At 70.0% G+C, this 19774-nt stretch carries 28 protein-coding genes and 2 tRNA genes; 18 read left to right on the top strand and 12 right to left on the bottom strand.

All coding sequences use genetic code 11. The features are described 5' to 3' along the window. Positions 1 to 48: 48 nt before the first annotated feature. Positions 49 to 405, bottom strand: coding sequence for a hypothetical protein (locus ACZ6K0_RS38650; protein ID WP_469578338.1), 357 nt, complete (start codon positions 403 to 405; stop codon positions 49 to 51). Between the two features lie 462 nt (positions 406 to 867). Here ACZ6K0_RS38650 and ACZ6K0_RS38645 point away from each other — a divergent pair, with 462 nt between their 5' ends. From ACZ6K0_RS38645 to ACZ6K0_RS38615, 7 genes are all read left to right on the top strand, one after another. Beyond that, entirely contained in the window at positions 868 to 1521 is a 654-nt protein-coding gene (locus ACZ6K0_RS38645) for a hypothetical protein (RefSeq protein WP_469578336.1), read from the top strand. Further along, positions 1521 to 1727 (top strand): hypothetical protein, encoded by a 207-nt coding sequence (locus ACZ6K0_RS38640; protein WP_469578334.1) that lies wholly within the window; start codon positions 1521 to 1523, stop codon positions 1725 to 1727. Before ACZ6K0_RS38645 ends, ACZ6K0_RS38640 begins: the two co-directional genes overlap by 1 nt. Before the next feature lie 629 nt (positions 1728 to 2356). Then, a tRNA-Arg gene (locus tag ACZ6K0_RS38635) sits at positions 2357 to 2428 on the top strand. A gap of 73 nt (positions 2429 to 2501) precedes the next feature. Beyond that, positions 2502 to 2572, top strand: a tRNA-Trp gene (locus ACZ6K0_RS38630). Between the two features lie 123 nt (positions 2573 to 2695). Next, the gene (locus tag ACZ6K0_RS38625) at positions 2696 to 3304 is read left to right on the top strand and encodes a hypothetical protein (RefSeq protein ID WP_469578332.1); all 609 of its coding nucleotides are present in this window, start codon (positions 2696 to 2698) and stop codon (positions 3302 to 3304) included. Then, on the top strand, positions 3301 to 3540 hold the full coding sequence (locus tag ACZ6K0_RS38620) for a hypothetical protein (protein WP_469578329.1): 240 nt from the start codon (positions 3301 to 3303) through the stop codon (positions 3538 to 3540). Before ACZ6K0_RS38625 ends, ACZ6K0_RS38620 begins: the two co-directional genes overlap by 4 nt. A gap of 118 nt (positions 3541 to 3658) precedes the next feature. Further along, entirely contained in the window at positions 3659 to 4924 is a 1266-nt protein-coding gene (locus ACZ6K0_RS38615; RefSeq protein ID WP_469578326.1) for a hypothetical protein, read from the top strand. A gap of 249 nt (positions 4925 to 5173) precedes the next feature. On the opposite strand, the gene ACZ6K0_RS38610 is transcribed toward ACZ6K0_RS38615, so the two are convergent. Together ACZ6K0_RS38610 and ACZ6K0_RS38605 are read right to left on the bottom strand one after the other, a co-directional pair. Beyond that, positions 5174 to 6103 carry a hypothetical protein gene (locus tag ACZ6K0_RS38610; protein WP_469578324.1) on the bottom strand — a complete coding sequence of 310 codons (930 nt, stop codon included), beginning with the start codon at positions 6101 to 6103 and terminating at the stop codon, positions 5174 to 5176. 64 nt (positions 6104 to 6167) lie between these two features. Then, positions 6168 to 6569: a hypothetical protein gene (locus tag ACZ6K0_RS38605; protein WP_469578323.1), complete on the bottom strand. Its 402-nt coding sequence runs from the start codon at positions 6567 to 6569 to the stop codon at positions 6168 to 6170. Between the two features lie 378 nt (positions 6570 to 6947). On the opposite strand from ACZ6K0_RS38605, the gene ACZ6K0_RS38600 reads away from it, so the two are divergent. The 4 genes from ACZ6K0_RS38600 (at position 6948) to ACZ6K0_RS38585 (ending at position 9107) form a co-directional block, all read left to right on the top strand. Next, positions 6948 to 7211, top strand: a complete 264-nt coding sequence (locus ACZ6K0_RS38600; RefSeq protein WP_469578321.1) for a hypothetical protein — start codon at positions 6948 to 6950, stop codon at positions 7209 to 7211. A gap of 58 nt (positions 7212 to 7269) precedes the next feature. Then, complete coding sequence (locus tag ACZ6K0_RS38595) at positions 7270 to 7839, top strand: hypothetical protein (RefSeq protein WP_469578319.1); 570 nt, start codon at positions 7270 to 7272, stop codon at positions 7837 to 7839. Continuing rightward, positions 7836 to 8075 (top strand): hypothetical protein, encoded by a 240-nt coding sequence (locus ACZ6K0_RS38590; RefSeq protein WP_469578317.1) that lies wholly within the window; start codon positions 7836 to 7838, stop codon positions 8073 to 8075. Before ACZ6K0_RS38595 ends, ACZ6K0_RS38590 begins: the two co-directional genes overlap by 4 nt. Positions 8076 to 8426: 351 nt before the next feature. Then, positions 8427 to 9107, top strand: a complete 681-nt coding sequence (locus ACZ6K0_RS38585) for a hypothetical protein (RefSeq protein ID WP_469578314.1) — start codon at positions 8427 to 8429, stop codon at positions 9105 to 9107. 30 nt (positions 9108 to 9137) lie between these two features. Here the strand turns inward: ACZ6K0_RS38585 and ACZ6K0_RS38580 are convergent, their stop codons facing one another. Beyond that, entirely contained in the window at positions 9138 to 9518 is a 381-nt protein-coding gene (locus ACZ6K0_RS38580) for a hypothetical protein (RefSeq protein ID WP_401215639.1), read from the bottom strand. Then, positions 9515 to 9718, bottom strand: a complete 204-nt coding sequence (locus ACZ6K0_RS38575) for a hypothetical protein (RefSeq protein WP_469578311.1) — start codon at positions 9716 to 9718, stop codon at positions 9515 to 9517. Before ACZ6K0_RS38575 ends, ACZ6K0_RS38580 begins: the two co-directional genes overlap by 4 nt. Before the next feature lie 274 nt (positions 9719 to 9992). Here ACZ6K0_RS38575 and ACZ6K0_RS38570 point away from each other — a divergent pair, with 274 nt between their 5' ends. Together ACZ6K0_RS38570 and ACZ6K0_RS38565 are read left to right on the top strand one after the other, a co-directional pair. Then, positions 9993 to 10568: a DUF262 domain-containing protein gene (locus ACZ6K0_RS38570; RefSeq protein ID WP_469578308.1), complete on the top strand. Its 576-nt coding sequence runs from the start codon at positions 9993 to 9995 to the stop codon at positions 10566 to 10568. After that, positions 10565 to 11122 (top strand): DUF6248 family natural product biosynthesis protein, encoded by a 558-nt coding sequence (locus tag ACZ6K0_RS38565; RefSeq protein ID WP_469578306.1) that lies wholly within the window; start codon positions 10565 to 10567, stop codon positions 11120 to 11122. Before ACZ6K0_RS38570 ends, ACZ6K0_RS38565 begins: the two co-directional genes overlap by 4 nt. Before the next feature lie 81 nt (positions 11123 to 11203). Here ACZ6K0_RS38565 and ACZ6K0_RS38560 read toward each other — a convergent pair whose 3' ends face one another. The 7 genes from ACZ6K0_RS38560 to ACZ6K0_RS38530 all read right to left on the bottom strand — a co-directional run bounded on the left by ACZ6K0_RS38560 (position 11204) and on the right by ACZ6K0_RS38530 (position 16613). After that, complete coding sequence (locus ACZ6K0_RS38560) at positions 11204 to 11833, bottom strand: hypothetical protein (protein WP_469578305.1); 630 nt, start codon at positions 11831 to 11833, stop codon at positions 11204 to 11206. 444 nt (positions 11834 to 12277) lie between these two features. Continuing rightward, complete coding sequence (locus ACZ6K0_RS38555; protein WP_469578302.1) at positions 12278 to 12577, bottom strand: hypothetical protein; 300 nt, start codon at positions 12575 to 12577, stop codon at positions 12278 to 12280. A gap of 73 nt (positions 12578 to 12650) precedes the next feature. After that, positions 12651 to 13046, bottom strand: a complete 396-nt coding sequence (locus ACZ6K0_RS38550; RefSeq protein WP_469578301.1) for a hypothetical protein — start codon at positions 13044 to 13046, stop codon at positions 12651 to 12653. A 79-nt stretch (positions 13047 to 13125) separates the two neighbouring features. Continuing rightward, positions 13126 to 14094 (bottom strand): hypothetical protein, encoded by a 969-nt coding sequence (locus ACZ6K0_RS38545; protein WP_469578299.1) that lies wholly within the window; start codon positions 14092 to 14094, stop codon positions 13126 to 13128. Between the two features lie 727 nt (positions 14095 to 14821). Beyond that, positions 14822 to 15235 (bottom strand): hypothetical protein, encoded by a 414-nt coding sequence (locus ACZ6K0_RS38540; protein WP_469578297.1) that lies wholly within the window; start codon positions 15233 to 15235, stop codon positions 14822 to 14824. A gap of 188 nt (positions 15236 to 15423) precedes the next feature. Further along, entirely contained in the window at positions 15424 to 16011 is a 588-nt protein-coding gene (locus ACZ6K0_RS38535) for a hypothetical protein (RefSeq protein ID WP_469578294.1), read from the bottom strand. Positions 16012 to 16259: 248 nt separating this feature from the next. Continuing rightward, the gene (locus ACZ6K0_RS38530) at positions 16260 to 16613 is read right to left on the bottom strand and encodes a hypothetical protein (protein WP_469578292.1); all 354 of its coding nucleotides are present in this window, start codon (positions 16611 to 16613) and stop codon (positions 16260 to 16262) included. A 216-nt stretch (positions 16614 to 16829) separates the two neighbouring features. Between ACZ6K0_RS38530 and ACZ6K0_RS38525 the strand changes: the two genes are divergently transcribed. The 5 genes from ACZ6K0_RS38525 to ACZ6K0_RS38505 all read left to right on the top strand — a co-directional run bounded on the left by ACZ6K0_RS38525 (position 16830) and on the right by ACZ6K0_RS38505 (position 19710). After that, entirely contained in the window at positions 16830 to 17291 is a 462-nt protein-coding gene (locus ACZ6K0_RS38525) for a hypothetical protein (RefSeq protein WP_469578290.1), read from the top strand. Then, entirely contained in the window at positions 17288 to 17668 is a 381-nt protein-coding gene (locus ACZ6K0_RS38520; RefSeq protein WP_469578287.1) for a hypothetical protein, read from the top strand. The genes ACZ6K0_RS38525 and ACZ6K0_RS38520 overlap by 4 nt, the downstream gene beginning before the upstream one ends. 23 nt (positions 17669 to 17691) lie before the next feature. Then, positions 17692 to 18060, top strand: a complete 369-nt coding sequence (locus ACZ6K0_RS38515) for a DUF6233 domain-containing protein (RefSeq protein ID WP_469578416.1) — start codon at positions 17692 to 17694, stop codon at positions 18058 to 18060. Positions 18061 to 18104: 44 nt separating this feature from the next. After that, a protein-coding gene (locus ACZ6K0_RS38510) for an IS5 family transposase (protein ID WP_468614507.1) occupies positions 18105 to 18934 on the top strand; the annotation gives its coding sequence in 2 pieces (ribosomal slippage) (positions 18105 to 18444 and positions 18444 to 18934; 831 coding nt in all). 152 nt (positions 18935 to 19086) lie between these two features. Then, on the top strand, positions 19087 to 19710 hold the full coding sequence (locus tag ACZ6K0_RS38505) for a hypothetical protein (protein ID WP_469578285.1): 624 nt from the start codon (positions 19087 to 19089) through the stop codon (positions 19708 to 19710). The last annotated feature ends 64 nt before the right edge of the window (positions 19711 to 19774 follow it).

The following is a 19774-nucleotide window of genomic DNA, read 5'->3' as shown; positions in this document are numbered from 1 at the left end:
GTCGAGCTCGAAGAGAGCAGGAAGCCGGTCAACCGTGTCTCAGCGAGGTCAGGCTGGCTCGCCCCAGGGCTCGGGGTCGGGAATCAGCAAGTTCTCGGCCTGCTGGGAGTCGCCGACAGTGAGGTGCCGCGCGAATGCCGCGAGATCGGCGCGGTTCAGGATCAGCGGCCCTTCATGCTGCCGGTGTTCCGTTGTCCCGACGCCGAGGGACTCATCGTCCCAGCCGCCGAGTTGCGCGACTCGGTCGGAGGTGCCGGTCCGGTCCGCCCGGTCCATGTCCTCCGGCTTGTGACCCGAGGCCAGGAACTCGGCACGGGTGCCGACCTTAGTGCACGCGTCAACGACCGAGGACCACTCCAGGTAGAGATCTTCATCCTGGTTCGCCTTGATGATGCTGCGTCCCACGCGGGTCCTCCGGTTGCGTAGCTAAGGCGGCAGCCAGCTGCTGCTCGCTGCCGTCTCCGGTTCGGATGAGGGTCGGACGCCATTGTCGCCCGCCCTGGGTGGACGCGAGGTCGCCGCCGGCCTTCTGTGGAGGAGCCTCACAAGGCGGCGTTTGACCCTTTTAAGTTGACGCCTACCCCCACCTAGGGTAAAATTATAAGCGTCAAGAGGGGTAATCGACCTTCTGGACGTCGGGCAGTGAAGGGCGGTCGCCCCGCTCTTCGTCCGGGGGCGACTCCCTCGGGCCGCCAGGCATCTGCCGCACATACGGCAGCCACGCACACCAGGGCCCACCGAGCGAGCCCGCCTCCATGCGCCGAGGCCGCGTCTGCGGCCCGATTTGGCGCCCACGCGACGCATCCGCGGCAGTCGCCCCGCGTCGACATCCACCCAGTTCGCATCGCACCGTTAGGACTTCGAGCCATGCCCAACTTCCCGCTCGCCGACGCTGCCTACGCATGGATGAGCACCCAGGACGCGCCTGTGACGTACTGGGACATCGCCCACGCCATCGCTGACGACACCAACGCCGAGGGATGGAGCGCCGCTCACGAGGCCATCGTGCACCTCGGCTTCGAGGGTCGCCTGGTCAACTTGTCCGCTCGCGAGTGGAGCAACGTGGGCGTCACGGCCCGCAGCGCCCGCAAGGGCCGCCACCGCTACTTCGCCACCGACGCCCAGTACAAGGCATGGAACCGTCCCAGGTACTCCGTGATGTGGGTGTCGTCCGACTTCATCGGCGAGACCGACGCGGACGCCTGGACGCGCGGCTACGCGCTGAAGGGCGTGAAGATCACCGGGGACGAGTACGACATCAACGGCATCCGCTCCGATGACTGGTCGCGCTACTTCTGGACCGGCCATGCCCGCAACGCGGCCGACGCGTACGCGCAGGGGTTCCTCGGGTGCGCCTACGACGTGTGGGACCGGTCCGACTTCGAGGCGGACGTAGAGGAGATCGCCGAGATGGTCGCACGCGTGCACGCCGAGTTCGTCGACGAGGACACCAGCGCCCCCGAGTACGTCGCCGCTGTCGCGCGTGACCTGCAGGCTCGCCGGGCCGCCGAGGCGGCCTGATGCTGTACCGCGAGGGAGAAGTGAACTGCGGCCACTGTCACGAGCCGCAGGGCACCGCCATCGAGGACTTCAACGGCGATACCTACGGGGACGGCGAGGTCACGTTCGCCCACGAGCCCTGCATGCGCTGCCGCGTTCACAGCCTCGACACCCAGGAGTCCTGCGACGACGACTGTCCCGACTGCGAGGACCGCGATGACGGGTAACAGCACCCCCTATTGACCCTTTTAATTTGACACGCTCCTACACATGGCGTACATTAGAAGAGTCGGCGGGGGTGATCAACCCCGCAGGCGCCGTACGGCGACGTGGACGCGGCCGGTCCGCACCGTATGGCCGGCTCGCAGCTACAGGAGCTGGCCCTGAAGGCATTCGGGGCTGGGGTTCAACTCCCCTCGGGTCACGATGTGCTGGCGCACTCCACCCACCGGCGCCCCGGCAGGGCACACGCCAGCACACCCATCGGACCTGACCGACTGATTCTCGGTCGGGTTGAAGAGGCGAGGACGCTCGCCTTGGAGCGGTAACTCAGTGGCAGAGCCCCCGTTTGGGGTGGTCGCGGGTTCGAGTCCCGTCCGCTCACGACGTGTCAGCAGGGAGGTGAAGTCCCCCGCGGATCCGGCCTAGCTGACACTCTCCGCCTGCGGTTCCTGGGGAGGTCTCACAGGCGGACCGGCATCGGCCGGGGAAGGTGACGCTCGGGCCCTACGGACCCAACCTGATCCGGTCCCCGGCCGACGCCGGACATGACCTCGACGGCAACTAGACGTCTCGCCTGGCTCCCAGTCGAGAGGTCGCGGTTCGAATGCCACCGCGCGTGCGCAGTTTGCGCAGCGCTCCTGTCGTTCAACGGAGAGGACGCCGGCCTACGGAGCCGGAAATCAGGGTTCGAGTCCCTGCAGGAGCACGTACCGCTGTCGCGCCGTCCATCGGCGCCCAGAGGCGATGGCCCCGGGCACCGGGGCGCGATCGCCAACCCAGGGGGTGTAGCTCAGAGGCAGAGCGACGGTCTCCAAAGCCGGCGGCGCAGGTTCGATCCCTGCCGCCCCCGCCCTATACCCGCCTCCCGATTCATTGCGCCGCCGGACTTCGTCCTCGGCCGGCCACGTCGAAGGGGTTCGCCGTCCGTCTCTCCCGGCGGACTGGTTCCGCTGCTCAGTAAGGGAGTTCACCCATGGCGCCGTCGTACCCGCTCTCCGGAGTGAAGAGGGTCCTGCACCCCGATGGCACCGTCGACCGTGTCGAGTTCCACGACAGGCCACAGACCGCCGACGAGGCCCGCGCTCTCGCCAAGTACCGCGATCTGTCGCCGCTGGAGCTGATGCGCCGGCTGTCCGCCGCGGAATGGAACGCGGACGTCGCCCATTCCGAACGCGACCAGTGGAAGGCGATCGCGCGGCGGACTCAGACGGAGCTGGCCCAGGCGGAGCGGCGCCTGGCCGCGATCACGCCGGACGGCTGGGAGCTGCCCAAGGCCGTTCAGGAGCTGCTCACGCACGCCGAACGCCACGGTTGGCGCTCGGCACGGGCCTGGACGGCGCGCGGAGCGGACGAGATGCTGCTGAAGATCGTCATCGGCCGGGACACGCTCCCGTCCGACGCTCCCTCGCGTGGGACCCAGTGGCGGTTCGAGCTGACCTGGAGCTGTGTACCGGGCTCAGCCCGCCGGGCCGGGACCGGCCTCGCCCGCACGCCTGATCGCCCGCAGTGGCATGACGCTCCGTCGGTGCGCAAGATCTGCGCGCTGATCAGCGACCACCCCTACGCGGCAGACGCAACGTGATCGCCTTCGGCGCCCTCGTCCTGCTCGCCCTCGGTTACGCCGCAGGCCGGCTCCGGCCCTGGGAGCGCTTCGGGATGTGGGTGGAGGACCTGCTCCTGCCGCACCACCGCAAGCGCTGGCTCGGCAACCGCGTGCGCGAGTGGTCCCTCTTCGCCGCCCTGGCCGTCACCCGGCCCCGGGCCGCACTCGGAGTCTGGCCGAGGCGCAAGACCCGCAAGACCACGGAGGCGTCCTGATCATGGCCCCCATCGCCGCGCCGTCCTTCGGCGCGGTCGCCAAGCCCTCACTGGTCGGCCACCTGCAGTGATCCGGTGCCGCCATGAACAGAAGTCGTCCGCACAGCAGAGGAGTTCCTTGTCCGTCCGCCATCTCACTGAGCGCGTCGAGCTGCCGCTGCCCGGCATCGGCTCCGCCGCCGCGCGCGTGACTGTCCTGGAGCGCGGCCGCGTCCGTTACGTCGTCCGTGCTCCGCACGTGCATGGGACCTTCGTGGTCATGCCGAACCACATCGCCAACGGTCCGGATCTGCCGACCACCGTCGCGGTGCAGTTCGGGGACGGCCTTGAGCCGCTCGGCAGCTTCTACCGCGAGCACCGCCCTGACGAACCGGTGGTTTACGGAGCCCGTATCCATGGCTGGACCGAGCACTTGCACCCGGACGACCTGCCGAGCGGATGGTTCCTGGGCCGCTACGCCACCGGGCTGAGCAACGGCATTCACCGGGAGCTCACCCGCGGCACGCGGCGCCGCACCGAGGCCGTGATCCTTGCCATCGTCACGCACTGGCGCAGCCTGCCCTGCCGGCGCGACCTCATGGTGACGGCGGCGCGTGAGAAGGCCGCGGAGTACGCCGAGCACGAGGGCGACCTCGCCGCCGCGGCGGAGGCGCAGGCCGTCGAGCTCGAGCAGGAGCGCCGGGCCGTTCGTCACCGGCTCTGCGTGCTGGCCGGCATTCTGCGGCGTCGCCCGCGTCTCGTGCAGGCTCCGCAGGCCGAGCCGGTGCAGCTGCAGTTCGAAGATTCCCGCCGGGGCCCGCTCGGGCAGATCACGGTACGCGAGATCGCCGTGAACGCCGAGGTCGCCGGCGGTGTCGTCTACGAGGTGACCGGCCCCCGGGTGTCCGGGCGGTTCACCGTCGGACCGAACCGGTACCGGCCGGAACCGATCCCGCAGGGCATCTGGGTCGCCTACGGGCACGCCAGCGACCGGTACTACGAGGACGAGCGGGCGCACGCCCCCATGGTCAACGGGGTGCACCTGTGCGGCCAGTGGGATCACAACACGAGCGACGACATCACCCCCACCGCCCCGGACACGATCGGCGCCCGGGTGCCGTCCCGGGGCTCGGCACCGTACGCCACCGAGCGCCGCACCGCGGCTGTCGTCCGCGCGCTGGCCCTGCACTACCTGCGTCGGCCGGACCTGGCGGCGCTGCGTCTGGCGGCTGCCCAGGCCAACGTTCCGAGCCTGCGCGCAGACGCCCGGCGTCAGCTGAGCGAGGTCAAGAAGGAGCTCGCCATCGAGGAGCGCAACGCGCGCCGCCATCGGGCCCGCGAGCGCGGGCTGCGCTCCCTGATTCTCGGGGAACTGCGTGAGGACCTGTCTGCCGAGGCCGCCTGACCGCATCGGAAGGGGTGGTTCAGGGCGATGCTGCACAAGCGGTTGGAGGAGCGGCCCACGGCGACCCAGACCCGGCTGAACACGCCTGGAACGGGCGCTGCCCACGCTGGGGCCGGCACTGCCACCGGCGACCGGGACCGGGACCGGGTCTTCGGTCCCGCGACCGTCCCCGGCCTCGCCGCACGGCCGGGGCCCAGGCGTCCGCGCCTCCGTCGGCCGACCGCCGCGTGGCCGCGACGGCCGTGCGCTCTACCAGGCGGCGACGCGGGTGATGTGCGCGAGTAGCACGGCAGTCACATCGGGTGAGGCCGGCACCTCGGCGTTGACGGTCATGGTCGAGGCGTCGAAGTCGCGGCTGGCCGTGTGCGTGATCGTGGCGGTGCCTCCGTCGCGGGACAGTGAGAAGGACGGCACCCCGGGCAGGCGCTCGGGCAGGTCCGGCGCTGCGGCGGGCCCGCTGATGGGCGTGGCGCCGTCGAGGTCGGCCAGGTCGGCGGCGAGGTGGTGAAGGTGCCAGTCCTCGTGCGCGCACGTGCCGTGGCACTTCACCCCAGCGAGGCGCCGGGCACCGGGCGCGTACAGCACGTGCCGGGTGTGGTCCCGGAAGTTTTTCGTGTGGACGGTCGTCTGCTCGGCGCCCGGGTTGAGCCGGACGATCCAGAAGGCGTCGCCGTCCTGGTCGTGGAACTGCCAGGTCATGCGGATCTCGGCGGCGATGGCGAGGTCGGGCCAGTCGACGGCGACGCCGGTGTCCTGGCCCTGCCAGGTGTGCAGGTGCACGCTGCTGCGGCCGGCGGCCGGGTCGGCGATCCACATTCCGGGGGTCCGCGGCCAGTCCCTCACGCGGCCGAGCAGCAGCACAGACTGGTCGGGCCAGTTCGGCACCGGCGGGTGCTCGCGGGCGTTCTGGTAGACCGGGCAGGTTCCGCACTGAATACGCGGCGTGTCCGGCGAGGCGTCCGGGACGGGCCGTGATGCGAGCTTCGCGCCCATGCACCGTTCGTAGCCGCCCCAGCGCTGACGGCCGGTGCGGGCCTCGAAGAGTGAGGCGAACCGGATCGGCCGGAGTCCGCAGTGGGCGGGGGTGTCGAAGTGGGCGTTGAGCGAGAGCCTGTTCCACCCCTGGCCGTCCGGTCCGTGCGGGCTGTACTCGTGGGGGTTGTCGAGGTAGGTGGGCACAAGTCCTCCGTTCAGGGTGTGCTTGGGCATGCCGGAGCCCGGTCGCAGAGCGAGGGCTGTTTGATCAGATGCCGGCGCTGGAGGCCGCGCGAGCGGGCTTCTCGCCGGGAGTGGAACGGCCGGGCAGCGGCACGGGGTTGAGCATCGGGTCGTCGAGCTGGGCGTACCAGTCCTCCTCGTTGGCGAAGACGGTGTCGCATCCGGCGGTGCAGATCAGCTGGCCGGGCTTGAGGAGCCTCTGCACCTCGTGCACCGGCGGGTGGCCGTAGCCGATAGCGGAGCCGTGGTTGCAGAACCCTCGGTCACGCACCGCGTGCCACGCATCGGCCTCGGCGTCCATCTCCGCCATCTCCAGATCGACGTCCAGGCGCTGAGTGAGAACGGCCTCCAACTCGTCTGCGCTGCTCTCGTCGGCGTACAGCAGGTTGGCTCCTTCGTAGGGGGCAGGGCCCGGCGCGATGAGCACCGTCAGAAAATCAAAAGTACGCACATGGGTAACTGAGAGTCAAGTTAAAAGAGTCATCCATGCACCACCCACCCCCTTTTTTCGACCCTTTTAATTTGACTCTTTGGCGTTATCTAAGTACATTAGTGCAAAGTTGGAGATCGCGTCCACGTTGATCTCCGCGCGCCAGAGCACGCTCGTCCTGCCCCAGATCGTCGACCGGTCGGGCATCTTGCGGGCCTTGTCCGCCGCTCCGCCCTAACCAGGACGTGCCGCCTGCGCATGCAGCCGCAGGTCCCTGATCAGCCGCCCGGCGCCGTCACCAGAAGCCGGGCTCCGTCGGCCCCGCACGCTCACCACCCACGGTTGCGTGCCGCCTCCAGCCGAAAGGCCCCATAAATGATCACGAACGTCGAGAGTCTCGCCCCTGCCCACGTCGTGGGGGAGATCCTCGTTGCGGCCATTCACAACATCGCCGAGCAGGACATCGACGGGCACGACCTCACTGCGGTCAGGAACCGGCTCGACGGCGACCTTTCCGCCATCGTCCGCTCGGCCAAGACGTACGCCGAGTCCGTCGAGGACGGCAAGACCGACGAGGAGGCCAAGCGGGACGCCGCCATCGCGGTCGTCGACAACTACCGCCTGCAGCACAACCTCTAGCGCTCGCGGGCAGTTCCCGGCCCTGCCTCACGAAGTGCACCCAGCAGAAGGAGACCGCGTGACCGACCTGATCACCCTGCCGCTGACCGGCCTTGAGGTACCGCACACCCGCTATCGGATCACCAGCCTCCAGCAGGTGACCACGAGCTGTGGCGTCGCGCTCAGCGCGAACGTTCGCCAGGGCCGCGCTCTCGTGGGGGTGATCGAGAACCACGGTAGCGGCGGCGGCACGGGGTTCACTCCGGCAGACTGCACCGGTCGTCAGGGTATGGCTGAGTTCACGCGCGCCTGCCGCTGGAAGGGCGAACCGCTCGGCGAGGAGGAGGTGTACGACCACCTCATCGACGAGTACGACCTGACACGTACGGCCAAGCGGAGCGCGCGGAAGCGGACGAGTCTGCTGCGCGGGCTCGACGCCGACGGGTGCACCGAGCACGTCATCGAGGCCAAGGTCCCCGCCGTCTGGCTTGTCAGGGGCGACTACCCGTACTTGGGTCGGCTGGCCCGGGAACTCTCCGAGCAGCAGCCCGCGCCGAAGGTCTGGCAGGTGTGGGACGGCGAGCAGTGGCAGGAGCTCGTGCTTCCTGACACCACGAGCAGCGCCCCCATGGTGAGGCGCTCGGCATGACGGCTCTCTGGTACCGGGCGAACGACGACCGGCGCGTCATCGTCCACCTGGAAGACCCGTCCTACGCCATCGACAGCGCGCGCTTCGCCCGGTGCGGAACCCTGCTCGCCGAGATCGCACCCCCACTCAGCGACGGAGACACCCGGCGCCTGTGCCGCACGTGCGGCCTGGACGACGACGAGCTCGGCACGACGCGCTCCGACTTCCATCACATCCAGCCGAACGTGGTCGGGTAGCCCCGCTGCCGCCGGTGCGGCACTCCGGCCGGCTGCCCGCCCACCAGCGGAACCTCCGGCGGGCGGGGCCGGTACGGTGCCAGGCGCGCAATTCCGCCCCGCCCCGGGCGCCGGCCCCGTCCCACGAAGTGTCGGAGGCCGATCGGCCGGCGGGACCTGCTCGCCGACCACACCACGGCCGCGGACTTCAACGCCGCCCGCTCAAGGGCGCCCTGGGAGCGGGATCGCCGCGGGAATCGGGCGAAGCTCGGCGCGCCCCGATCTGGCTGCCGGAAGCGACCGTGACACCCTTTCAGGCGTTCTGTCATATTCGGCACGCAATGTCATGGAAATGGTCAAGGAGGGGTTGCCATGGTGCGACGGAGTGAGTACGACGACGGCCAGGCGGCAAAGCGGCTGCGGATCCCTGTGGCCGCCTTCCGCTGGGCACGTCACTGCGGGCTCGTCCCGGAACCGGATCTACCTACACGCCGGTGGTCGGCAGCCGCCGTGGCGGCGATGGACCCGGCCGCGATCCGCGAGGCGCTTCCCCGGACGCCGATCTCCGGTGCTGCCGCCGCGAACCAGATCGCCGAGACGCTCGGCACCCCGAACCTGAGCGGCGAGAAAGCGACCGTCACCGCGTTCGTCATCCGCCGGCTGATCGACCTGCGGATCCTCACCGATCTCAGCGCCAATCCGGACGGATCCCTGGTCAACCCCGACCAGCTCGACCTCGTCTGCGCGCGCGAGGATCTCGCCGGACTGGTGGCCGCCAACACCCCGCTGGGCCCCGACCAGGCCGCGCAGCGGCTGTCCGTCCGGCGCACCGACTTCAACCACATGGTCCGGCTGGGGTGGATCACGCCGGCCGACAGGGTCGAGGTGCGGTACGGCACTTCGCGGGCCGGGGCCGTCGATGTGCCGCTGTTCCGCGCCGCCGATGTCGACAGCCTGACGGCGGCCCATCCCGAAGTCGAGTGGACCACGCTCCGCGCCGTCGGCAAGGGGATGCGCTCTCCTCTCGCCGCGCTTCCGGCGGTCACTGCCTGATCTCGGCTGCGGGCGAAGCGGGGCTCGGACTCAGGAGGTCCAGGTGTGGAGTGCGCGGGCAACCCCGCGGAGGTCTTCCTCCCCGGCGCGAACTGCTCCGGCGAGCCCCCACAGGGCGTCCGGCGGGGCTGTGACCGTATGCCCGGACATCTGGAGATAGGCATCGGCGGCCGCGTATCCGACGACGAGGTTGTAGTCCGCGAAGGGGCGCATGACCAGAGCGTGGTGCAGGAAGGTGGCCGCTCGGGACGCAGCGTCTTCGTAGTACGGCTGCCCGGCGATCTGTTCGTACCTGTGCGCGCTGCCGGTCCAGTGAAGGGCCCCCCAGTCAGCGATGGCGACGTTCCGGGGGGCGACTTCCTCCTGGATGGCTAGCAGCCAGCCAGGATCGACGTAGACGATCGGGCTCACCGCATGCCCTCGGGCGCGTCCTTGACGGCCTCCAGCGCGGTGGGCAGGGCCGTACGGGCGGCGGTCAGGAACCGCGCCCTGTCCGCGTCCTGGACCAGGGTCTGCTTGGCCCACGACCGGGTGGAGACGCCCAGGCTCTGGGCCCGCTCGTTCACCCTGGCGAGCTCTTCCTCGCTGAGTTCTACAGAAATCTTCGGCATGCTCCCACGATACCGCGCCATGCCTCCACGTGTGGAGGCATCCACGGAGGCAGCGCACCCCGAGGGTGCGCTCATCCGGCACAGCGGCGCCCGCCCCCAGGAACGGCCGGCCGCGGAACGCACCCCAGCCCAGTCGACCCTTTTATTTGATTTACGCCCACCTTCTAAGTACTCTAGTGATTGCGAGCCTGAAGGCCCTCACTCACCGATTCACGACCCTCTCGGGGAGCCGTCCATGACGCGTCAGACCACTCACCCGCTCGAGCATCACAACTTGCGCACCTCGGACCGCTCACCTCGCGAGCTCGCCACCAGCTTCCGGAACACCTTCGGACTCGACCTGGACCCGAAGTATCAGCGCGGTGACGTGTGGACGCTCAACCAGCGCGTCGCGCTCATCCGGTCCTGGCTGACGGGAACGCCGACCGGTGTGGTGATCCTCAACGACCGCACCACGCCGGACTGGAAGGACGCCAACGGCTACGACCCGACGGACCGCGGCGAGGCCATGTACGCGTGCATCGACGGCAAGCAGCGGCTCACTACCGCGTACGAGTGGTACGACGACAAGCTGGCCGTCCCTGCCACCTGGTTCCCGGCCGGCGACGTGACCGCCGTCGAGGAGACCTCCGACGGCCCGTACGTCCGCATCTCCGGGTTGACCAAGCCGGCCCGGCTCAAGTTCGCCAACCGCGCGCACCTGTCCATCGCGATGGCCAAGGTCGCCACGGTCGCCGAGGAAGCTGAGATCTATCTCCTGGTCAACGGCGGCGGAACGCCGCAGACCCCCAGCGACATGGACAACGCCGCCCTCGTCGCGGAGACGGCTTCGCCGAAGGCCGCCCGGTGACCGAGCCGATCCGGCGCCCTCAGCGTCGGCTGTCCGCCGAGGATCGCGCGCTCGTACGGGCGGTGCAGTCCCTCGCCCGGCATCGTATGCTCCACCTCGGTCTCGTCGACCCGGTGCCCAACCCCTCCCCGATGAGCGAGGGGGAGGGCGCCTGGGTCCGCCGGCACGTCTGGCCGGCGTTCCTTGGCCGGATCGACGACGGCTACGCCTTCGGTTTCTGGCGCTGGTCCTTCTGCGAGCGGGGTACCTGCTGGAACTGCCTGTTCGGACGCTGTGAGTGGTGCATGCACCGGCAGAAGGGCGGCCCGGACGCCTGCGACAACACCGAGATCGTGCACAACCATATGGGGCGTAACGTCGCCAAGTTCCTGCCCCGGCCTGGCGGCGAACCGTGTGTGTGGTGGTGCAGGTGTCCGTGCTCGAAGAGCGACGAGCAGGGCGAGCCGCCGGTCTCGGTCCCGACCCGTCGCGCTGCGGCGCCGCGCCGGGACAGCCCCCGCCGTCCCGGCATTGGAAGCCCACCCGGTGACCAGGCAGCCCTCCCCGGCTTCTAGATCGCTCCCCCGGCACGTGCCGACAACCACCAATCGATCGTGGCGTCGGTCGTCCCGTCATCCTCTGACAGCGAGGACCATCTACTGCTTGGCCTGCTCGGCCGCGGTGGCCGTGGCCCGCTCACCGTCCTGCACCTGCTGCAGCCGCTTGAGCGTGGCCGCGAGGACGTCCTGGGCGCCGGAGCTGTCCCCGGCGGTCCCGTCGATCTTCACCCTGATGTTGATGTTGCCCGAGCGGCTGAAGGCCGACAGGCTGTCTTCGCTACGGCCGGGATTGGTGACGAGCACGGACTCCTCCCCCACCGGCTTGTCGAGGCCCTGCTCCTTGTCGGCTTCCTTGCCCCTCCAAGCTGCGTAAGCGGCCTTGGAGTGTTGCGCGGTGTCGTACAAGCAGACCGAGACGCCCATCATGTCGTTCGTGGAACCGTTGTAGACGAACCAGGCCGAGCCGCCCCGTACCCAGCCCTCGGGCGCGCCGGTGCTGCCCGAAGCCGTGCAGTAGCTGGCCTCCTTCGTCACGCGCTTGTCCTTGTAGGGCTCCCACCCCGAGATCACGTCTCCGGTGCCCGGCAGCGCCTGCGCTATCTCGCCCTGGCTGAGTTGCTTGGTGACCGGCTTGTCGGTGTCCGCCTCGGAGTTGCCCGACGAGCAGGAGGTGAGAACGGTGACGCCCAGGAGGGCAACGAGGGCTGCAGTACCTTTGCGTGACATGCGCACACCCTAGATCGTTGACGAAGCGCGCGTCCTGACAGGCGATTTGACTGTGACCGGAATCGCCCCGGGGGCGCGTTCCCGGGCGCACCGCAGGTCCTTCTCGGCCTTTCCGCTTCTTTTCAGCCGCTCTCTCACCGTGTGTGCGTGAACACCGTGTGCGCATTCGCCATGCCGGTGACACTGCCGGGAGCTGCACCGCTGATTTCGGAGGGACAAGGTAGTGATCAGTCGCTTTGCCGAGTCGGAGTTCAGGGTTCCGTCCACCCCTCCCGCCTGGGAGGAGTTGCGGAAGACCATGAGCGCTCTCGCCGCCGGCGAGCCACGACCGGCAAGCCGGCGGTAGCGGGCAGTGACAATGCCAGGCCTCCGGCAGCCGGCGCGCCGTCCCAGGATGCTGCCGCTGCCTTGGCGCACGGCCCTGCTGCTTCGCCTTCGCCCGCTTCAGGGGAACCGGCCGTGGCGGCCGGTCCCACCCAGGCGGCGCAGACCGCCGGCAGCGGCGTACCGCCCGGCCCAGGCGAAGCGGCCGGGGCTGGGCACGCCGAGTCCCCGGTCACGGCCGGTGGGGCTCCCGCCGATCCCTCTCCCCCAGCCTTGAATCCTCGCGGCGAGCGGGACGGGCAGGGTGAGACCGAGAGCGTTCCGGCCGGCGGCGGGGTGCCACTCGATTGCCGGGGTGGCATGCGGGTCGTGGCCCTGTGGTCTCGTGCCATGCGGCGCGATGTCCGGTCCTGTGTTCATCGGGTGACGGCAGACAGAAGCCCCGGCCGGGCCGCAGGGGCCGGCCGGGGCTTCTCATGCCGTCATGGCGTGGTCAGGACGGGAGGGTCTCGTGGATCTCCCGCCCGGCATCCTCCATGCCGTCATCAAAGACAAAGAAATCGTCGTTGGGCGCGTAGCTCAGCGGCTGGAGCCACCCGGCCGAGGCCCACTTGCCGGTGTCAGCAGCGTCCTTCGAGAAGTCGGTGAAGCCGGTGCCCTCGTCACCACCGTCGTCCACGGCAGCCTCCGGCTTCTTCAGGTACAGACGCACGGAGATCACGGTGCCCGGTGCGAGCGCGTCCTCGTCGCCGCCCTGCTTCACCTTCACCGAAGCGATCTTGTCCAGGCCCGTCGCCGCGAGCGAGTACGTCTCGCCATCCGGCCGCACGAAGCAACTCTTGCCCTTGAAGTCCGGTTCGCTGTACAGCGTCACACCGAAATCGCTCATCTCCATGTCCTTCCAAAGGTGCACCCCCGCTGTGCCTGCAATGACGCACAGCGGGCGGCAGCGCCCATGGAGTGTAGCCCTATGTAGCTAAGCCGATTCGGTGAGTGACATAGTCCGTCAGGTCCTGGACGGGCTCGCGCTCAGCGTGTGAGTGCGGTGCAGCGGATGCCGTCGGCGGGGTGCCACTCCATGGCGGGCTCCACGGCGGTGCCGTGGTCGGTGCAGTACGCGGTGGGGATGATGCCGCCGCAGGTCTGCCGGGCGCACCGGCACCAGGTGCCGGGGGCGGTGTAGGGCAGGCCGTGGCGGATGACGCCGCCTGCGAGACGCGGCGAGGCCGAACCGCGCAGGTGGGCGGGCCAGGCGAGGGTGACGCGCAGGCCTCCGGATCCGGCGCGGAATCGGTCGATGACCTCCAGGCCGTCGGGGACGGCGAGCGGGGTGGTGCCGGGGCGGTGAGCTTGCGGAGGGACGCCCCTGTCTCGGCGGCGAGTTGGGCGAGCGTGTCGGCGGCGGCGTCGGTCATCCAGCCGGACAGGAGGTCCTGGCCCTCCGGATCGTCGGTGAGTTCCAGGAGGGGATCGTCCATGCGGAGGTGCTCGGGCGCCCCCGCGCCGAGGGAGGGCCCGACGGTGAGCGTGGCGGCGGGTACGGCGGCGGGGACGGCGATCTTGTCGTGGTCGAGGAGCCACGCGACGACGTCGCGGAGGGCGAACTCGGGGTGGACGTCGGTGCCGGCCACTGGGGCGGGGAAGTCGGGGTGTCGGCGGCGCCAGTTGACCACCGCGGCCCGGCCGACGCGGGCGATCCGCGCGACCCTCGCCAGGAGCAGCCGGTACTCGCCTTGCGGGTCGGGGGTGAGCGTGGCGAGGGGTGAGCGGCGGTCGGCGGTGAGGGTGCGTAGGGCGTGCCAGTCGACGGTGGGGCGGGTGACGGGCAGGAGGGCGATGTCCTCGGCGGAGTACAGGGGGATGGTGGTGAGGCCGCCCTGCCGCTTGTAGTCGACCTCCACCGAGCCGACCGGGGCGATCCAGCCCAGACGCACCACCTGGTCGAAGTCGGTGCGGCGTACGCCGAGTCGGTGGGCGGCCTGGTCGGGGCCGAGGGGGACGTGGCGGTCGAGGAGGGCGGGCAGGTCGCGGCGGCGGGCGAGGGCGTGGACCTGGTCGGGATGGACGTCGGGTAGGCGGGCTCGCCGCCGAGGTAGGTCAGCAGGCCCGCGCGGACGAGATGGCCGACGGCGGCCGGGGTCACGCGCGGGCGGAAGCGTCGGGGCTCGCCCAGTGCTTCGGTGAGCCGGTCGGCCGCCCAGGATGCTCCGGCCGGGCCGCGCAGGGCGGCGCGGACCGCTTCCGCGTCGGCCGCCTCCACGGCTGCCCGCGACCACCGGCGCGGGCCGGCGTCGGCAGGCGGGACCAGGCCCGTCGCGGTGGCCCAGCGCCACGCCGCGACCGGCACTCGCAGTCGGCCCGCGGCCTCCGACTCGTCGTACGTCTCGCGCATCACTCACTCCGATCTCACGGTGGCGTGGCCCGTCGGCAGGGCCACGCCGGAAAGATGCCGAAAGATCCCGTTTCATGTCAATAGCCCTTTTTTCGGGGCGAGTTGGGGGCGTGCCTCACAAGTCGCGTACGTGTACGCGAGGGCAAAACACACCCGGACGGGTGACCCGGGCGGGGGCGGGAACGACGAAACCCCCGCCGCGTGCGGCAGGGGCTTGGAGACGGGGCACGAACGGGTGCGCGACCCCCAAGGTCGCCTGTCCGGCCGGGGCGCTATGGCTCCGGGGCGCGCAGGTAGGAGCGGGCGAAGCGGGTGGCCGGCTCGATGAGCGGGGCCGCTCCCTCGGCGGCCCCGAGCTCCTGCGCGCGTTCCTGGAGCGCGGCTGTGGTCTCCAGCCAGACGGCGAGCGCCACTGCGGTCTGCGGGTCCAGCGCGGCCGTGTGCGATGCCGCTGCGAGGGCGTGGGCGTGGGCCGCGCGCTGGGGGTTGTCCGGGTAGGCGTACCAGCACACGGTCGCCCCGCTGACCGTGCCGTCCAGGGCGACGTCCTCGGGTACGAACGCGGAGACGACCAGGGCGCCGGCTTCGTCCTGGTCCACCATCCAGCGCTCATCCGGCGCCGCCACGGCCTCGCCCGCGCGCCGCCGCAGAAGGGCTGCGGCCTCGCGCAAGAGTCCCTTCGCCATCACGCCCTCCGGATGGGTCCTACCTCCAGGGTCCTCCCACGGCGGACGCTGCGCAGGGGCCCGGCGAGGGGCTGGAGAGCGCGTCCGGTCCCCTGCGTGGGGTTGCAGGGGACCGGACGGAGGCAACGGGGCGAGACCAATCGGCACCCGGGGCCGAGCGTCAGAGTAGCCACTCACGGGCGGCGGGGTTACTGCCTGTTGAAGCGTTCGTGGGCGGACTGGCGGGTGGTCTCCAGGGGGCGGGCGATCTCCTCCCAGGAGAAGCCGGCATTCCTTGCGGCCTGGACGGCGGTCCTCTGGAGGATCTCCGCCGTGGCGCGCAGCTCGGTGGCGGCGGCGATGGCGGCCAGGGGGCGGTGTTCGTCGAGCCGGAGGAGGTCCACCTGCGGGAACGTCAGGTCGGCGATGGCGTCCTCGGCGGTCTGGATGGCGTTGCGCACGTGGGGCGGCAGCACCTTCGCCATGCTCACCTCGGTGTGGTGGAACCAGTCCTCGCACGCGATGCTGTCGGTCGTGTCGGGGTCGTCGAACTGCGCTTCGCGCTTGGGTCCCTTCCAGCCGCAGTAGCAGGTGGCGCGGATGCCGGCGGCGCGCGGGCGGCCCTCGCGGCCGTCGCACTTCAGGCTCCAGGCCCAGGACAGGTCGTGCTTCTCGGCGGCCTCCAGGGCCTCTTCCCAGGTGTCGCGCGGCGCGTCCGTGCCGTCCGGCAGCACGGCGACCACCCAGCCCTCGTGCCCCTCGGGGCTGTACTCGGCATCGCGGTGTGTGAAGCCCATCGTGTCCCTCTCACCAACTCGCGTGCTGTCAGGTTTCCCTGACAGGCTAGAGTCTGTCAGGGAAACCTGACAGCCGCGAACGGTGAGGACGGTTGTGCGAGGGATGAGCGGCCTCAGCCCTCGGCAGGGGCCCCACGGCGGCAGTAGACGAAACCCCCGCCGTGAACGGCGGGGGTCAGGGGGCGGACGACATGCACGCAAGCGGGCTCGGTCGGTCGGCGACCGACCGGCCAGCCGAGGTGCTGGGGTCAGCAGTCGATGAGGTGCTCGAACTCCTCGCCCAGGCCGTCAAACTCCTCGTCTCCGTCCTCCCACCCTCCGGCCCCGCTCGGTCCGTGCGCGACATCGCACAGGACGTACCCGGCACGGGTCGTCCATCCGATCCGGAGGACCGTCTTCACGCAAAGCGCCACCAGGCACTCGTCAGGGTCGATCGGATCACCCGCAAGGCTGTGCACCGCGACCGCGATGCAGTGACCGGAGTCCCTCGTGGCGCAGTACCAGGGAGCCAGCTCGGGCGGGAGCTCTCGGGGGTAGACCGCACCCAGCACCGGGGCACACACGTACTTCCTGATGACGCCCTGCGGATCGACGGTGCTCACGGGCGGCTCCTTTGACTGGGCTTCCATCGAGCGTCTTGCAGCGCCACGCCGCGCAGGTGTGCGCGCGGGCGAAGTACACCCAGACGGGTGACCGCTGCGAGAGCGCGGAAACCCCCGCCGCGAACGGCCGAGACTTCACGGGCGGCCGGCGCCCCCGCGAGCGCGTGCGGGCTGGAAACCACGTGCGGGAACCCTGCGATTGCGGATCATGTCCCGATGGACATGGACATCTCTCTCCTCACCACAGGCATCACGGTCGCCGGCACCGTGGCGGTCCTGCACCTGGGTTCCCTGGAGACCGCGCGACGCGCTCGCCACGCGGAGACCCGGAAAGACACGGCCGCCGAGAGCGCGGCTCTCGCAGCCCAGGCTGATGAGTTGGTGGCGGCCGTACTGGCGTTGCAGATAGCCGGGGACACTCACGATCACGTCTGGGGAGGCTGGGCCGCGCGCGGCAGGGTCGCCCTCCGCGCCCTCACACACGGAGCCGTCGCCTACGGGCAATCGGGCCGGACGGGCGGGCCGGCGGTCTTCGCCGCCGCCGGCGAAGCTGCCCGGACCGTCTACAGCTGGGACCACGAGACCGGACTCTCCGCAGCCGCTCTTGCCGCACCTCTCGCACGGCTGGGGACGGCGGTCGCGCCGCTTAAATCGAACAGTAGTACGCTTACCGTGTGAGCGAGAACGACACCCCTGCCTTCGCCTTCCCTGCGGACCTCACCGCCCTCCAGGCCCGCCTCCACCAGGCCCGCGCCGAACTGGAGGCGCTGGGCCGGACCCTGCCGTGGTCTGTGGAACCGATGGCCGGCTGGGGCCCCAAGACGAACGGCAACACGGGCGAGGTCATCAAGCCGGGCCGTGAGCCCTCCCCCGGCTACACCCCCGAGCAGATCGCCGAGGACACCCGCCTGCGCACCCTCGTCCGGGACCTGTCGGACCAGGTGTCCACCCATCCGCACTGGGGCACTCTCGAGCGCGGCCCGGCGCTCGTCGACGCCCGTATCGCACTGAAGTCACACCCCGACATCCTCGGCCGGCCCGCGGCCGCCGCCTGAGAGCGGGGGCAGCCGCCGTGCAGATGCCGATAGCCGACCGGCTACAGAAACAGGAGACCCTGCGCGACTGGCTCCGGTGGCAGCTCGACCAGACCGAGCGGACGATCCGAGAACTCAAAGCGCAGCAGGTCGAGGAGCAGCGGCGCCAGGAGGTCGCGCGCCGGGAACTGTCGTGGAAGGTTTTGCCCTCGCGCGCGGTGGAGGGGCATCCGACGCTGCACCGGGGAAACTGCCCGGACGCCAAGAACATGCCCAGCTTGCTCAACCGCGAGGAGGTGCGGCTGGCGTTCGAACAGTTCCCCGAGCTGGAGATGCACGAAACGTGCGCCCCGTGGGGCAGTCTCGGTATCGACAAGCCCCTGGCCCGGCCCACCGGAGGCCGAGGGGCCTAGGCAGTGTCTTCAAATGATCACGGTCGGTGGATGATGGTGTCGTGATACGTCGCCATGAACTGTCTGATGCCGAATGGGAGTTCGTCCGGCCGCTGCTGCCGGAGTCGTTGCGGGGACGCAAGCGGCTGGACGATCGCAGGGTCCTGAACGGGATCGTGTGGAAGTTCCGGACTGGAACGGCCTGGCGGGACGTGCCCGAGCGTTATGGTCCGTGGGCGACGCTGCATACGCGTTTTCGCAGGTGGGCGGCGGACGGGACGTTCGACCGGATGCTGCGGGCCGCCCAGGCGAAAGCGGACGCGGCGGGCGACGTCGAGTGGCTGGTGTCGGTCGACTCGACCGTCGTCCGGGCTCACCAGCATGCGGCCGGGGCCCGAAAAGGGGGCTCCGCGACCCGGCCCTCGGCCGGTCCCGAGGCGGTCTGACCAGCAAAATCCATCTGGCCTGTGACGGGCGGGGCCGTCCGCTCGCTTTCGTCGTGACGGGCGGCAACACCAACGACTGCACCCGGTTCACCGCCGTGATGGAGGCGATCCGGGTGCCCCGGATCGGACCGGGGCGGCCCCGGGTCCGGCCCGATCACGTCCTGGGTGACAAGGGGTACAGCTCGAAGGCGATCCGCGCCTGGCTCCGCCGCAAGGGCATCGCCCACACGATTCCCGAGCGGGCCGACCAGGTCCGCAACCGGGCCCGGCGAGGCAGCCGAGGAGGCCGCCCGCCGGCCTTCGACCGCGAGATCTACAAGCACCGCAATGTCGTGGAACGGTGCTTCAACCGCCTCAAGCAATGGCGCGGTATCGCCACCCGCTACGACAAAACCGCCCAGTCTTACGAGGCAGCCGTCACCCTCGCATCAGTCCTGATGTGGGCGTGACATTTGACGACAGAACCTAGGTCGTGTTTCGAACCGCTTGAGCGGCTCTCGTCTCGGCCGTGCCTTGTGTGGACGAAGAGGAGCCACACCAGTCCTGGAGCGTGGGCTCAATATGATCTTCTGGATCGGTTGCTGCCCGCCCAGGGGGAACGATGCCGAGCTTCAAGAACACCGCCCGAGGACTCTGCTTAGCCGGAGTGCTCCTGCTGCTTGCCGGGTGCGGATCCGGAAGCGGTGAAAGGAAACCCGGTCCGCTGCAGAAGAGCAGCCCGCCCGCTGCTCAGGCCCCCGAGTTTCTGGGGTTGCCCGAGTTCCAAGCCGTCATGCCTGGCGCCAGCGACATCCCGACCGGTTGGGAGAAAAGCTCCGAACTGCGTACCGAGGGTCCAGATGACACCACCCTCGCCGGCGTGCAACAAGGCTTCGCCGCGCCCGACCTCGAAGGCATCGTCGGACTGCGCGCCTACTCCTTCCGGTCCACCACCGACGCCATCCGGTACTACACGGACTTGAAGTCCAAGATGGCAAGTGCCAAGCCGGGTCCGGTGGAGCTTCCCGACGTCGATGCGGCGTACACGGCCGCGTACTGCCTGACGGACAACTACTGCAGCGCCTCGATCACGTTCCGGCTGGGTTCCGTCACAGGAGTCGTGAACCTCAATACAAAGACCCGACCCGCCGTCGATCCCCGTGTGCTGAACTCCGTCACCCGCATGTTCGTCCAGCGCGTCCGGCAGGCACAGCAGGGCCAGACCCCCTCAGCGAAGGCGGCATAGGCCCGACGCCCGTGGGCCGGTGGGCCGTGACTGAGGTCAGAAACCAGCGCGGCCCGGCTCTGCG

Source organism: Streptomyces sp. NPDC042346 (assembly GCF_055581845.1).
Note: the sequence above shows the minus strand (reverse complement) of the source record. Positions and strands in the feature narration are given on the sequence as shown.

Bases quoted from the DNA above. Each gene is read 5' to 3' on its own strand.
- ACZ6K0_RS38600 (WP_469578321.1), top strand. From the start codon at position 6,948: ATGATCACGAACGTCGAGAGTCTCGCCCCTGCCCACGTCGTGGGGGAG.
- ACZ6K0_RS38590 (WP_469578317.1), top strand. From the start codon at position 7,836: ATGACGGCTCTCTGGTACCGGGCGAACGACGACCGGCGCGTCATCGTC.
- ACZ6K0_RS38535 (WP_469578294.1), bottom strand. From the start codon at position 16,011: ATGGGCTTCACACACCGCGATGCCGAGTACAGCCCCGAGGGGCACGAG.
- ACZ6K0_RS38645 (WP_469578336.1), top strand. From the start codon at position 868: ATGCCCAACTTCCCGCTCGCCGACGCTGCCTACGCATGGATGAGCACC.
- ACZ6K0_RS38640 (WP_469578334.1), top strand. From the start codon at position 1,521: ATGCTGTACCGCGAGGGAGAAGTGAACTGCGGCCACTGTCACGAGCCG.
- ACZ6K0_RS38560 (WP_469578305.1), bottom strand. From the start codon at position 11,833: ATGTCACGCAAAGGTACTGCAGCCCTCGTTGCCCTCCTGGGCGTCACC.
- ACZ6K0_RS38515 (WP_469578416.1), top strand. From the start codon at position 17,692: ATGCCGATAGCCGACCGGCTACAGAAACAGGAGACCCTGCGCGACTGG.
- ACZ6K0_RS38525 (WP_469578290.1), top strand. From the start codon at position 16,830: ATGGACATGGACATCTCTCTCCTCACCACAGGCATCACGGTCGCCGGC.
- ACZ6K0_RS38550 (WP_469578301.1), bottom strand. From the start codon at position 13,046: ATGAGCGATTTCGGTGTGACGCTGTACAGCGAACCGGACTTCAAGGGC.
- ACZ6K0_RS38505 (WP_469578285.1), top strand. From the start codon at position 19,087: ATGCCGAGCTTCAAGAACACCGCCCGAGGACTCTGCTTAGCCGGAGTG.
- ACZ6K0_RS38585 (WP_469578314.1), top strand. From the start codon at position 8,427: ATGGTGCGACGGAGTGAGTACGACGACGGCCAGGCGGCAAAGCGGCTG.
- ACZ6K0_RS38540 (WP_469578297.1), bottom strand. From the start codon at position 15,235: ATGGCGAAGGGACTCTTGCGCGAGGCCGCAGCCCTTCTGCGGCGGCGC.
- ACZ6K0_RS38555 (WP_469578302.1), bottom strand. From the start codon at position 12,577: ATGAACACAGGACCGGACATCGCGCCGCATGGCACGAGACCACAGGGC.
- ACZ6K0_RS38625 (WP_469578332.1), top strand. From the start codon at position 2,696: ATGGCGCCGTCGTACCCGCTCTCCGGAGTGAAGAGGGTCCTGCACCCC.
- ACZ6K0_RS38575 (WP_469578311.1), bottom strand. From the start codon at position 9,718: ATGCCGAAGATTTCTGTAGAACTCAGCGAGGAAGAGCTCGCCAGGGTG.